Source organism: Psychrobacter sp. CAL346-MNA-CIBAN-0220, assembly GCF_040309805.1.
Lineage (GTDB): Bacteria > Pseudomonadota > Gammaproteobacteria > Pseudomonadales > Moraxellaceae > Psychrobacter.
Genome location: NZ_JBEOPF010000001.1, coordinates 652,088 through 666,104 on the forward strand (window position 1 = coordinate 652,088; position 14,017 = coordinate 666,104).

At 44.0% G+C, this 14,017-nt stretch carries 6 protein-coding genes; 4 read left to right on the plus strand and 2 right to left on the minus strand.

All coding sequences use genetic code 11. The features are described from left to right. Positions 1–2 precede the first annotated feature (2 nt). A complete protein-coding gene (aceE, locus tag AAEY88_RS02525; RefSeq protein ID WP_350558592.1) occupies positions 3–2,816 on the minus strand; it encodes a pyruvate dehydrogenase (acetyl-transferring), homodimeric type in 2,814 nt (937 codons plus the stop codon). Between the two features lie 1,032 nt (positions 2,817–3,848). Between aceE and AAEY88_RS02530 the strand changes: the two genes are divergently transcribed. From AAEY88_RS02530 to AAEY88_RS02545, 4 genes are all read left to right on the plus strand, one after another. Then, the gene (locus tag AAEY88_RS02530; RefSeq protein ID WP_350558595.1) at positions 3,849–4,313 is read left to right on the plus strand and encodes a hypothetical protein; all 465 of its coding nucleotides are present in this window, start codon (positions 3,849–3,851) and stop codon (positions 4,311–4,313) included. Between the two features lie 60 nt (positions 4,314–4,373). After that, complete coding sequence (locus AAEY88_RS02535; RefSeq protein WP_350558598.1) at positions 4,374–6,518, plus strand: hypothetical protein; 2,145 nt, start codon at positions 4,374–4,376, stop codon at positions 6,516–6,518. A gap of 169 nt (positions 6,519–6,687) precedes the next feature. Further along, complete coding sequence (locus AAEY88_RS02540; protein WP_350558601.1) at positions 6,688–12,003, plus strand: hypothetical protein; 5,316 nt, start codon at positions 6,688–6,690, stop codon at positions 12,001–12,003. 164 nt (positions 12,004–12,167) lie between these two features. Continuing rightward, a complete protein-coding gene (locus AAEY88_RS02545; protein ID WP_350558604.1) occupies positions 12,168–12,989 on the plus strand; it encodes a hypothetical protein in 822 nt (273 codons plus the stop codon). Between the two features lie 304 nt (positions 12,990–13,293). Here AAEY88_RS02545 and AAEY88_RS02550 read toward each other — a convergent pair whose 3' ends face one another. Then, on the minus strand, positions 13,294–13,986 hold the full coding sequence (locus AAEY88_RS02550; protein ID WP_350558607.1) for a TetR/AcrR family transcriptional regulator: 693 nt from the start codon (positions 13,984–13,986) through the stop codon (positions 13,294–13,296). Positions 13,987–14,017: the final 31 nt, after the last annotated feature.

Consider the following 14,017-nt stretch of genomic DNA (forward strand, 5'->3'; position numbering starts at 1 on the left):
TATTATTCTTTGACATCATCATTATTAAGTAAAGCGGCGTCTGCTTGGTCTTCAGCACGGCCTTCACTAGTGATTTCGTCATCGTCTTCACCGACAAACTCAGGTACAGGATTCGGGTTGACATTATCAGGTGCTGGAGCATCTGGGAAATGATCATAATAAGGCTGTTGCTGCCATGCTGGTGGTTGATCAGCATCAATACCGAAGCTTGAGATGGCGTCTTTTACCAAGCGCTTCTCAACCTCGCCTTCATCAGCCAAACGTTTAAGGGTGGCGACCACAATATGGGCGGCATCAACGTTAAAGAAACTACGTAGGTTCTCACGGGTATCAGAGCGACCATAACCATCAGTACCCAGCGTGGTATAAGGACGATTGTCTGGTAACCAAGCGCGAATTTGTTCTGAGTAATTGCGCATATAATCTGTCGCTGCAACTACGATACCTTCGTGTGGGGCAATTTGTTCAGTAACCCATGGCACGATTTCTTCATCCATTGGATGCAGACGATTGTAGTCATCACACGCCATACCATCACGAGTCAGCTCGTTAAAGCTGGTTACACTCCAGACGTTAGCGGTGATATTGAACTCATCTTGTAAGATGCGTGCCGCCTTTTGCACTTCACGTAGAATAACCCCAGAACCCAACAGCTGCACTTGGCTTGAACCATTGTCTTCTAACAAATACATACCGCGCTTGATGCCTTCTTCTGCACCTTCTGGCATGGCAGGTTGCTCGTAGGTTTCATTCATTAAAGTCAAATAATAGTAGACGCGCTCGCCTTCACCATACATCCGGCGCAAACCATCATGCATAATTACGGCTAGCTCATAACCAAAGCAAGGATCATAGCTGACACAGTTCGGCACCACACTAAATAGAATTTGTGAATGACCGTCTTGATGTTGTAAGCCTTCACCGTTTAGCGTGGTACGGCCAGCGGTTGCGCCTAATAAGAAGCCTTGTGCTTGGCAGTCGCCTGCGGCCCATGCCAAGTCACCAACGCGCTGAAAACCAAACATCGAATAATAGATATAGAGCGGAATCATCGGTAAGGCATTAACAGAATAGCTGGTTGCCAGTGCAATCCAAGTACTCATCGCACCCGCTTCGTTGATGCCTTCTTCTAACATATGGCCGTCTATAGCTTCTTTATAACCCATTAAGGCTTCGCTATCTTCTGGGGTATATTTTTGTCCAGAAGCAGAGTAAATACCCAATTGACGGAACATACCTTCTAGACCAAAGGTACGCGCTTCATCAGGAACGATAGGTACCACGCGATCTTGAATGTCTTTGTTTTTCAGCATCGCTGCTAGCAGACGCACAAAGACCATGGTAGTTGATTGCTCTTTACCATTACTGCCTTTTAATATCCGGTCAAAAATAGATAAGTCAGGAATATTTAGTGGAATATGTCCACTGCGGCGATTGGGCAAATGACCACCCAATGCTTCGCGGCGACCTTTTAAATATTTCATCTCCGCTGAGTCTTCAGCGGGACGATAAAATGGCAGGGTCTCTAACTGCTCATCGGTAAATGGCAAGTCAAAGCGGTCGCGGAAATACATCAAGCCATCTTGATCCAGCTTCTTAATTTGATGCGATTTGTTAACCGCTTGCGCTTGATTAGACAAGCCGTATCCTTTGACCGTCTTGGCCAAAATAACCGTTGGCTGACCTTTGGTCTTCATGGCTTCACTGAAAGCGGCGTATACTTTCATTGGATCATGACCACCACGATCTAAGCGTGAGATATCTTCATCAGATAAGGCATCAGCCATCTCTTCTAATTCTGGATATTTACCAAAGAATTCTTTACGTGTAAATTCAGGGGTACGCGCTTCATAAAGCTGATACTCACCATCAACCGCTTCTTCCATGCGATGCTTAAGAACCCCAGTGTCATCGTTGGCGAGTAAACTATCCCACTTACCACCCCAAACGACTTTGATTACCCGCCAGCCTGCACCGCGGAATACCGATTCTAGCTCTTGAATGATCTTACCATTACCACGTACCGGACCATCGAGGCGCTGTAAGTTACAGTTCACCACCCAAATCAAGTTTTCAAGCTTTTCACGGCCTGCAAGAGAGATGGCACCTAAGCTTTCGGGCTCATCGGTCTCACCATCACCTAAGAACGTCCAAATCTTACGACCTTCAGCCTCAAGTAAACCACGATTGATCATATATTGATGCACATGCGCATGATAGATCGACATGATAGGTCCCAGACCCATGGAAACTGTTGGGAACTGCCAGTAATCAGGCATTAAGTAGGGATGTGGATAACTTGATAGGCCTTTGCCGCCCACTTCACGGCGGAAATTATCGAGCTGCTCTTCGGTCAAGCGGCCCTCTAAATAAGAACGCGCATAGATACCTGGGGCTGAGTGACCTTGGTAATAAATCATATCGCCGCCAAAGTGATCACTGGCTGCGCGGAAGAAATGGTTAAAACCAGTTTCATAGAGTGTGGCACTAGAGGCAAATGTCGCTAAATGACCACCCAAATCGTCATCGTTTTTATTCGCGCGCATGACCATTGCCAAAGCATTATAGCGAATCAACGCCCGAATCTTGCGCTCGATAGTCAAATCACCAGGATACATCGGCTCGTCTTCAACCGCGATAGTGTTGATATAAGCGGTATCTAGACGATTGAACGGCAGACCCTCTTGTACTGACATATTGTATAGCGCTTTTAGGAGAAACTGAGCGCGATCCTTGTCAGCATGTTTAATGACGGATTCAAAAGCTTCCAGCCATTCCTTGGTTTCGGTGCTGTCAGCATCCTTATAATAATTCATCTCTATTGATCCTTTTATATCAGTCATCCCTGCGCAATGACAGGGTGTTATTAAATATGGTGATGAGATAACGGTTCACTTAATGACGTCCTTGCTCACTATAAGCAATCCATTGCTAAACGCGATAATGCACCACGCCGTGGTATTCGATTGGTGTGCGACGAACTTTAATAGGTGTCATTAGATATAACGAGCCTATTGTAAAGTCTAAATATAAAGGTGCACACCGTTATGTAGTGCCCCATAAATGATTGTACACCGTAAATGGGCGTGCATGATAACCATCATGCTTGTCTGTCATCGGTCCACAATGATATTAATGCAAAGGCACCGAGCACTGACTATACCTGAGTATGGCAAGCGCGGTTAGTGATAACATTGTTTTATTGTGGGAGACTATAACATAACAAAGCTAGGTGCCAATCGTATGGTTACGTTTAAACCTTTAAGTGGTTACAACAGCCTATTATAAGCGCTTATTGCCAAAATGTTTATGGCCTTGGATAAATGATGATATGACAAGTATTTTTCAAAAAAATACTCGTTAGTTACAAAATAAATATTTGCTTAAAAATATATTTATCAATCAAAGCCTAATAACTTAGCAATTATCTCTATATCTCGCCTTTAGTTTTCTACTCTCAGCCCTGTAGTCCTCATATCTCTATTTATAAACATAGTATTCCTATAGACAGTACAGATTAAAAAACAGTAAGTACTCTACTTATTACTCTATTTAGTTAAACATACTCTTCACCAAAAACTCATGATCAATATAGCCTAAACTCCCGCGCTTAAATATCGATAGCGATAAAGTATGTTCGATACCTCTATTTTCTATCCATTTTTCCCTCACTTTAATTGCCATCTCCGTTCATCGGGTTTTTCCGATAATTGTTTGTTTTGTCAACATAACAAGTAAGTTATATGTGACAATAGTAATTACAATATAAATACAGTAAGTATACATCCGTTATACAGAATATACAAAAATCACATACTACAACTTGCCAGTCAAAACAGGATTTTACGATGAAAAATACACCTTCTATAAAACAGCTGATGATAACGGCGATAGCCTCTCTAGCATTTATGAGTAGCGTACACGCTGCAGATGCCCTAAAAATGGAGCTGACCGCCAATAAAGTCGTTAGGAATGCACAAGGTAAAGTGACTTATTTACCAGTACGTACCGCCCCAGCAGGTACGGTGATTCAGTATAAGGCCACCTATACCAGTACTGTTGATCAAAACATTAATGACTTGGCGGTTACCCTCCCTATTCCGGCCAATATGACCTTCACTGGTGAGGTATCTCCTACCAGCGCTCAAGCCAGCGTCGATAACAAAAACTATGCGGACCTGCCTTTGATGCAAAAGGTCAATGGCAAACTGGTCAACGTTCCATTGTCTGAATACCGGTCTATACGCTGGAATATCAAGCTATTGCCCGCCAAAAAATCAGCTGACGTGTCTCTGAATACCGTTACTGACTAATACCGTTAATCACACCCTTTTAGCTGTTAAATTTTTTCTCATCCTTTGGAGAATTACCGTATGAAACCCAATGTATTTAAATATTCCGTCTTAAGCCTTGGTATCGTCGCCGCTATGGGCGTCACTGGTATCGCTAATGCGGCAACCGAACAGTCTGTTACCGGTACCGCTCTCATTGAAAACACTGCAACCGCCACTTATAGTGTTGAAGGCGACAAACAGACTGACGTTATCTCTAATATCGTGACCATTAATATCGAAGAAATAGCTGCATTTTCATTAATCGCTACCAATGAAGACACTGGCGTCACAATAGGAGCGGTAGCTGATGATGATAAAAACGAACAGGTGGAAGTCATCCCCACTGGTATTGCGGCATACAACCATACTCTAACCAACGCTGGTAACTTAACTGATACCTACACCATGGCACTGCTCAGTAATAAGACTGCAGCACAATTGGATAATATTAGCGTTTCATACATCATTTATAACGTGGGTGGTATTCCAGCTATCACGTCAGACAATGCCTTAGGTGTTACAGTAGCTGACTTATCAGGTACTGATTTCGATACCTCAGCCATTACCCTAGAAGCAAGTCAATACGCCAAGATTGTGATTAATGAAACAACGGTTGGTAATAAGGGCGGTGAGACTCAAAACCTAACCTTGACGGCTACCAGTAATTATTTCACCAATGCGACAGACAGTCCCGAGGCAGACGTTACTAACACTAGTGACCTAATCACCAAGCTACCGGTGTTTGGTATCGTTAAAACCGTAACCAACCCGCTCGATCTTAATAACCCTGCTAGCAAAGCAGCCTATAAAATTGTCGTAACCAACGATAACTCAGGCGAATATGCGGCTGATGCCATAGACATCTCTATTATTGATAACTTACCAGCCGGTCTTAAGCTAGTAGCCGGTTCAGTAAAATCTACTGACGCTACAGGTACAGATACACCAGCAGTTACTGAAAACGGAAATGGCGCAGGTAGTGGTAGTGATGATGATGGCTTTGTCTATAGTGGCATCAATCTTGCCAAAGACGAAAGCGTAACCATCACTTTTGAAGTTACAAAAGACGTGGATGAAGACGAGGGGTTTGAGACTTTAACCACTGTCAACCATGCGCGCGTAGAGGTGACCTTGGGTGGTGTAGGTGATGTAGCTCAATATACCGTCACTGATAGTACTGATGGTACTGGTGGTGGTCAGAATACAGGTACTTACTATACAACGTTAGGCGATAGTCAAGTACTTGATATCGATGCATCTGGAATTGGTGGCGATTCAACAGAGACATTAACCATTGTACAACGTGGTCTAGCGATACTATCTTCATCAGATGACAAAGAAGTGCCCACCACTTCAAATGCAACCAGTATAGCCACTCATACTGCCGTCATCACCAACACCGGTAATCAGGTTGAAGGTGAGATCGCTGATGAAGTGACATTCAGTATTGTTGATAGTGAGACGAATGAGCTCATAAATATCGATGGCGATGTGACTATTGCCTATGATGCAGATGGTGAGGACGGAGCAGCGGCAGGAGATCCGACTACTATTACTGCTGTAGAGGGTATATATGACATCAATACTGTATTATCTGGCGGTATGGCAGCTGATGCTGATAGCACAGTAACCATCAGCTACAAGGTAGCCTCAGCAGGCGCTGCCCTTAATGACTTTGAGACCACTAAAGTCACCTTAATTCCAGGCAACGGCAACGGCGCAGCCAATAACAGTGTACCAACGGTAACTGACCCTATCATCACTGATACCACCACGGTTAGAGGCTTGACCTTGCTTAAAACCCAAGCGCTAGACGCTGATTGTGCCGATGGTGCGGATGGTGCCTTTAGCCAAGATGATGTCGCAGCAACGCCTGGCCAGTGTGTGGTGTATAAAATATTAGCCACTAACACCTTCAGCGATTTATCAAGCTTTAGCCTCAGTGACGTGGTCATCTCAGAACCTTTCACTAACTTTGACACTAATGCTGACTATGTAGAAGAATCTGCAACTACTACTACCACTGGTGAAGAAGTAACCATTACAGTACCAGCGTTTAAGGATACTGATGCTATCACTACTACTGTAACCCCACTGGTCTTTGCTCAGACTGCAACCTTACAGTACTCAATCAAAATCAAAGCAAATGCTGCTAAAGTAACACCAACACCAGCTGGACCATAAGCTATTAAATTTATTATGTAACTAATATCATTCATCCGACTGTACCTTCTATAAGTGTCACCCGCTACTTATAGAACTCCCCTAGTCTGGCACTGCTTAGACTGGGGGAATTAAGTTTATTCAACCAGGGTTTATTCTATTGGATAAGCAACATATGACCCCTCATTTTATGACACCGTCTAGACATGGCTCAGCACGCACCGTTACAATTTCGGCGTTGTCGCTAGCGATGTTGCTTATCCAATCAAATATGGCACTAGCTGCCCCTAATTCTGACCTAAATCTGATCGATAACGTCGCTAAGGCCAGCTATAATGTCAACAATCAAACCGATATCACCCTAACGACCAGCTCTAATCAAGTACAAGTTAAGGTGGCGGTCCTACCTGATTCCAGTATTGCCTTGACGCATTCGCCAATACAGACAGCAGCACCCGATACGACGGTCAGCTGGCTTAACGTACTGACCAATAATAGTTATAGCGACCAAATCATCGCCTTCAGCGATGATTATCCTGATACCTTGTCTAACTTTAAAATCTATCAAGATGTCAATAAAAATGGCCTTATTGACCCTGACGATACCTTACTGTCTAAGACTGAACTGTCTAATACTGATCCTATTACAATCACGCAAGGCCAGAGCCTTCAGCTTATCGTTCAAGCCTTAACCGCTAGTGAGGCACACGATGGCGATAGCGCTGATATCAAAATCAGTGCAGTTGTACTTGAGGATAAATCAGTAACAGCAACGGTGACGAACAGTCTGCGTATCGTCACTTCTTATCTTAACTTTACGACTGCTAATTTCGATGGGGGCAAAAGCACCTCACAAGTAGGCGATGACGTTTATATCGAAGCCAGCTATGCTCAGTGTAACGTCCAGCCTGATGAGCAAGATGAAGCGTGGATTACCCTGGCCTCGCCTTTAACGGGTGACAAATACTCGCTAAAAGCCATAGAGACTGGTAATAATACTGGTAAGTATCGCCTATCAGCCCCCACCCAAAATAATGCCAATAAAATCACCGATGATATCCTGCAAACTCTGAGCGGGGACACCTTAAATGCCAAGCTGGCAGCTTGTGTTGCGCCGTCTGCTGGTATTGAGCAAAAACAGCGCCGCTCTAAATTTGATCCTATCCCTGATGAAATCGCCAGTGACATTAAGAGTGACATTGCTATTATCAATACAAACCCTAGCTTACGAGTCGAAAAAGAAGGCGATATCAAGGCTGCTGAGCTTGGCGACTATGTCAATTACAGCATTAAAGTCACCAATGATGGTAAAGCGACCGCTTATGATGTGCAGCTAAAAGACGCGCTGCCGCGCGGATTTGATTATGTCAAAGGTAGCGTGCGCATAGATAAAAACCTTGATAAAAACAGCATCGATAGTGCTCAAGCGCCAACCACTGAGTTTAAAACCGATGGTAAATACCAAGTCTTGAATTTAGGTAGCATTGAAGTAGGCGAAGCCAATGCCAAAACAATCAGCTATCGTGTCCTTATTGGTGCATCGGCATTAGGTGGTGACGGTATCAACCGCGCGGTTGCTCATGGCCGTGATGAGAATGATAAAGCCCTCTCATCAATGGAGGCGCAATGGCCAATTGAGGTCAGCCGTGGAGTGATGAATACTGATGGCATCATCGTCGGTAAAATCTACCATGACATCAACCGCGACGGTATTCAACAAAAAGACGCGAGCGAGCTTGGGGTTGCAGGCGTGCGTATCTACATGGAAAACGGTAGTTTTGTGGTTACTGACTCCGAAGGTAAATATAATTTTTATGGTATCAGTGCCAAGACTCACGTCCTAAAAGTCGACCGCACTACCCTTCCTATAGGCACAGAACTGATTATCCAAAGCAATCGTAACGCTGGCGATGCAGGCAGCCGCTTTGTGGATTTAAAATATGGCGAGCTTCATCGCGCCGACTTTGCCTTAGTTAGCGGTATAGCAGACAGTATTGAGCGCCTAAATCAGGAACTGAGCGCTCGTAGCAAAAACATTAGCGCCAAGAATGACACCATGGATCAAGCGGTCAAAAGTGAGCTAATCTTAGAACCTGACTATGATCGTAATAACAGTGATAATATCGATGCCAGTGGCTGTAAGTCCAACGATATTTTAGAGCGCGGCATCCAATGTGATTCAGCGATTGTCGCTGAGAGGGTCAATCCAAATGCCACACGGGTGGATATGAGCGTTACCACTATCACGCCACCAAAGGCAGAAGATTTGAAAGAATATCTTAAAAAGGTATCGGATAATAACGTTCACTTTATTAATTTAAGCAGTGGTCAACAGTTGACTTCCTATAAACAGCTGGTACAAGTGCAAGCGCCGCTAGGCTCGAACTTCACTCTTTATGCCAATGACGTAGCGGTATCTAAGCAGCAAATCGGTAAAACTGCCAAGCAAGAAAAACAAAACGTCACTGCCTTTGACTATTACGCAGTTGTACTAAAACGCGGACGTAATACCTTGCGCGGAGTCGCAACGGATGTGAATGGCACCGTTATCTCTGAGCAAACTATCGAAGTATTGACCCCTGACAGTTTACAAGCCATCGACTATCGTACCCAAGCACAATTGGTTGAGGCTGATGGCGTCAGCGACTATCAAGTGATTATTAGCCTAAAAGACCATGACAATCGCCCCTATATTTCCCCAACACCCATTACCCTTGATACCAATATCGGCCGTATCAATCTGCCAGACAGCAATAAGGATCAAGTAGGCACCCAAATTATTGTCAATGGTGGCGAGTTGCTAATCTCAGTGATTGCACCCAGTGTTCCCGGTAAAGGCGAACTGGTAGTTGATACCGGCAGCAGCAAGCAAGTCATTCCGCTCCAGTTCACCGCCAAATTACGTCCGCTTATCGCCGTCGGTATCATTGAAGGAGCCATCTCCCTCAAAGATTTTGATGGCAGTAACATTACTGATGCTCAAGGCGCCTTTGAGCAAGAGCTACAAGAATTTGCTGGTAATAATGACTATTCAGCGACTGGTCGTACTGCAATGTTCCTCAAAGGTAAAGTACGCGGCGATTACCTATTGACCCTCGCTTATGATAGTGACAATAAAGGCGAGCGCCTATTTCGTGATATCGAGCCCGGCGAATATTATCCGGTCTATGGCGACTCATCAGCGAAGGGCTTTGACGCTCAATCTACCAGCAATCTATATGTACGTGTTGATAAAGACCGCTCATTTGCTATGTATGGCGACCTAAAAACCAGGATTGATAATGATGATGGTATCAAGCTGGGCCAATATAATCGTACGTTAACCGGTGTTAAAGCTCAATATGAAGATACCAATACTCGTGTCACCGCCTTTGCTGCCGAAACCAGCTCATCACAGCGGGTCAATGAGACTCGCGGTTTGGGTATTTCAGGGCCGTATCCGCTTGCTGAAAACTTCGATGCGGTACTTGAGAACTCTGAAACGATTGAAGTCATTACTCGTGATGCCAATAACCCCGGGCTTATCATTCGCATTGAGACTCTAACTCGTTTTGCAGATTATGAGATCGACCCGATCAGCCGTAGCTTATACCTTAAAGCACCGATTGCCAGCCAAGATTTAGAAGGCAATCCTATTTATCTACGGGTCACCGTAGAAGTAGACGAAGGCGGTGAGAAATATTGGATCGGCGGTATCGCCGCCAAGCAGCAATTGACAGCTAAAATATCGATTGGTGGCAGCTATATCAATAGTGACGACCCCCTCAATAAGGAAGCACTTGCCAGTATTAACAGCGTTATCAAATTTAACAACGAATTAAAACTGGTAGCAGAATATGCTAAAAATAAAGCAGAAAACCCAAACTATAAGCCCAGCACTCAAATCAACACCGAAACATTGAATGATAAAAACACAGACGGTGCCGCCCTACGTATCGAATTGGACTATGATAATAAGAAACGTACCCGTGCCAAAGCTTACTACAATGATGCCGATATAGGCTTTGTCACTGGTGCATCGCCTTTAACAGCGGGACGTACAGAGTCAGGGATGGAAATGACTCACGCCCTAGCTAATAAAAAAACCACGGTAAAATTTGAAGGGGTTCGTACCAAAGACCATAGCACTGACGCCAGCGTTGAGGGACTACAGGCCAGCATTGAGCAACGCTTAAGCAAAAATATCGTCGGTGAAATAGGGGTGCGGTACTACAAGCAAGAAGCCACCGCGGCCTCGCGTAATACCCAAGCGGCCCCTGATGTGGTCGACGTTACTGATGAGACAATCTTTAACGAGGACATCATCAATCAATCTGCACTCAACGGCGTGAGTGATGCAGATGAAGATATTGAAGGCACCACTGCTCGCGCGCGCCTCACTGCCCATCTGCCCAAGCTTAATAAGTCCTTGGTATTTGCAGAATATGAGCAAGATATTGACTATAGCAGTCGCAATGCCACTTCAATCGGCGGCGAAACCCCGCTGGGTAATCTCGGTCGTCTTTATGCGCGTCATGATCTGATCAATAGCTTGTCCGGCAGTTATGGACTCGACGATACTGATGAGCGTCAGCGCACGGTGATAGGTTTTGATGCCACTTATATGAAAGATGGTAAAGTCTATAGCGAATACCGCCTGCGTGATGCGATTAGTGCGCGCGAAGCAGAAGCGGCAATCGGCCTAAAAAATAAATGGTATGTACAGAAAGGCTTAACCCTCAACACCTTGTTTGAGCGCGTTGAATCTTTAGAGGGGAAAGAAGACAGTACCTCGACTGCCGCCGGTTTTGGGGTTGAGTACCTAGCAAAAGAAAACTATAAAGCATCAGGTCGCTTCGAGAAACGCTGGGGCGATACCAGTGATACGCTGCTAGGTAGTGTGGGCGTTGCCTATCGTTATACTGATGACCTCACCCTACTCGCTAAGAACATCTATTCACGGGTTGATTATGATGAGGGTCATCGTACTATTAACCGTCTTCAGATTGGCGGCGCTTACCGCGATTATGATAGCAATCAGCTGGATATGCTCGCCAAACTTGAGTATCGTCTCGATGATAATAATATAGGCAGTGATCCCTACCACAAAGACGCGGTAATCTGGTCATGGAGTGGTAACTATCACCCAACGCGCCCCTTAACCTTATCTGGTCACTATGCAGGCAAATATACCGAATATAACGCTGACAATATTACCAGTGACAATACGGCTCATGCAGTCTATGGCCGTGGGCTCTATGATATCAGTACGCGCTGGGATGTGGGTTTGCAAGCAGGAACTTACTGGAACAAGCAAGCTGATGACTTAGCCTATATGCTGGGTGCTGAAATTGGCTACAGCCCAATGACTAACCTATGGTTATCACTGGGCTATAACTTTATGGGCTTTGAAGATGACGATATTGCCTATGATGACAGCACTCAAGAAGGTGCTTATTTTAGACTGCGCTTTAAGTTTGATGAAGATTTGTTTAAGCGTAATGATCCCCGTAAAAACAAGGGTTAACAGATAATTCTATACTCTAAGTGATATAGCCTACGCGCCATTTTCTTATATTCAAATTATTGTGGATTGGCTATCGGTTCTTAGTGCTTATAAGGTAGTTATTGTGGTGATCATTGTTATAATGATGGCCATTCAATTGATCACTGTAATATAAGGTTGGTACTATGTTTAACTTGATACCTTTAGTAGATAAAGTAATCCTTTCTCTATGGCTTAAATTTTCTCCATGGCTTAAAATAACTCAAGGCAGCACTTTATCAGCGGTGTTATTGTTGACACTCACGCCCATAGCCCAAGCTGCTCATATCAATAATAATACAGCTTTAGCGGCTACTTTTACAAATCCGGCAGCCTATTGCGGTAGCAATACTGAAAACCAAACCTCTCATCTAACCAATCCTAGTACTCAGAATCCCAGCATTGACTGTATGCTTATCAAGCTACGGGGTTACCAACAGCAAGACCATCACTCAGCGCGCCAGCAATATCTTGCTTATAAAGCACAAGCTTGGCTCAACTATGCCAATAATGATAATGAGACCAGTGTTAATAGCCTTACGCCCACTGGCGTGCAAGCATTATTAGCAGGTAGTGCTATTTTTCAGGCTCTACAAAATGGTAATGATAAGAGCCTCCGTTTAACGCCTGATGTCCCATCGACATCGACTTTGATGCGTCCAGATCTTTGGGCAACACTGAATGCTTTAAAAGCTAGTAGCGGTATTGATAATGCACCTAAAGAGCTGGCATTTAGTGAAGTCGCACTCGTTTGGGCCGCAGCCAATCAGTGTAAAAATAGCGAGAGACAATTAGGGTCTTATTTTCGTATGGCAGATCGCTGGCTTGAACAGGCGCGCGAAGCTTATGTGAATACTCATGATTCAGAGGCCAATGTGGCGCTTGAAAATTTAATAAACAACTATTACAAACAATACGCGCTTCTAGATACAGGCGATGATATTTGTGGTGTCAAGAACTACCGATAATGACTCAAACCTTACATCTAGAGATTAAACCTACTTTATTTGTCACGTAAACAGTCACTGTTCCTATGCCCATCGTGATCGCAACCTAGCGTATGGTTCATTAGATAATAGTGATGTAGCCATAAGGTTATTACTGCTAAGCTTATAACTAATAAAGTGCTGACAATAAAAAGCCGACTTCACGTCGGCTTTTATTGGGTTTTTATTAAATCATTTATCAGCTGTCTGTTGAGTCCAGTTTTTCAAACTCAATCTGCTAAAATCGAACGCTTGATCTCATTACCACTATTATCACAACGCCAAATTAACGATTTTTACGGGGTAGTTTTTCTGGCAGATAGCAGCGTAAATAAGCGATAGAAGCCGTATTTGCCTCTTGCAGATAACTATCGGTAATACTTTCGTGGTGGCGGTAAGACAACGTAAATATACCGTTGATGATGCTATAAGTAACCAATAAAATATCTTCAACATCTTCAAAATTTGGCATCTCATAGCGCTCTGATAAACGCTTATATACCAGTTTTACAATTTGATGATCCATATCTTCGCCGAAACTATCACCTTCAAAATCTGGTGTATTGGTATCATATATCAGCTTGGCTTTGGTCTGATCGTCATGGAAAATGTGTACGCAGCGTTCAATTAACGCCGTCAAATATCCTTGCCATCTATCATAGTCAACCGTCTCAACCGTTGCTAATATCTCTAAGATTTCAATAGCATTTAGAAAACGCAGCGCTAAGAATATTGCTTCAATATTAGGAAAAAAGTGATAGGCAGAAGCTCGTGGAATACCTGCTTCTTCGCAAACAGCAGCTAAAGTAATGTCATTAATAGGATGAGTAGCGCTTAGCTTTTTGGCACCCATTAATAATTTCTGACGGCGTACGCGACCTTGCTGACTCGTGAATTTAAACTTATTGGGTACCAGCTTTCTCGCCAGCTCCGAGTCTACTAGTACATCTTCTATTTTGTCGTCTCTATTTTCACTCATGATAAACCTCTTAATGTTACGCCCTATTTTT

What these genes read in the sequence shown, in the direction of transcription:
- AAEY88_RS02530 (WP_350558595.1), top strand. Translation starts at nt 3,849, where the DNA reads ATGAAAAATACACCTTCTATAAAACAGCTGATGATAACGGCGATAGCC.
- AAEY88_RS02540 (WP_350558601.1), top strand. Translation starts at nt 6,688, where the DNA reads ATGACACCGTCTAGACATGGCTCAGCACGCACCGTTACAATTTCGGCG.
- AAEY88_RS02545 (WP_350558604.1), top strand. Translation starts at nt 12,168, where the DNA reads ATGTTTAACTTGATACCTTTAGTAGATAAAGTAATCCTTTCTCTATGG.
- AAEY88_RS02550 (WP_350558607.1), bottom strand. Translation starts at nt 13,986, where the DNA reads ATGAGTGAAAATAGAGACGACAAAATAGAAGATGTACTAGTAGACTCG.
- aceE (WP_350558592.1), bottom strand. Translation starts at nt 2,816, where the DNA reads ATGAATTATTATAAGGATGCTGACAGCACCGAAACCAAGGAATGGCTG.
- AAEY88_RS02535 (WP_350558598.1), top strand. Translation starts at nt 4,374, where the DNA reads ATGAAACCCAATGTATTTAAATATTCCGTCTTAAGCCTTGGTATCGTC.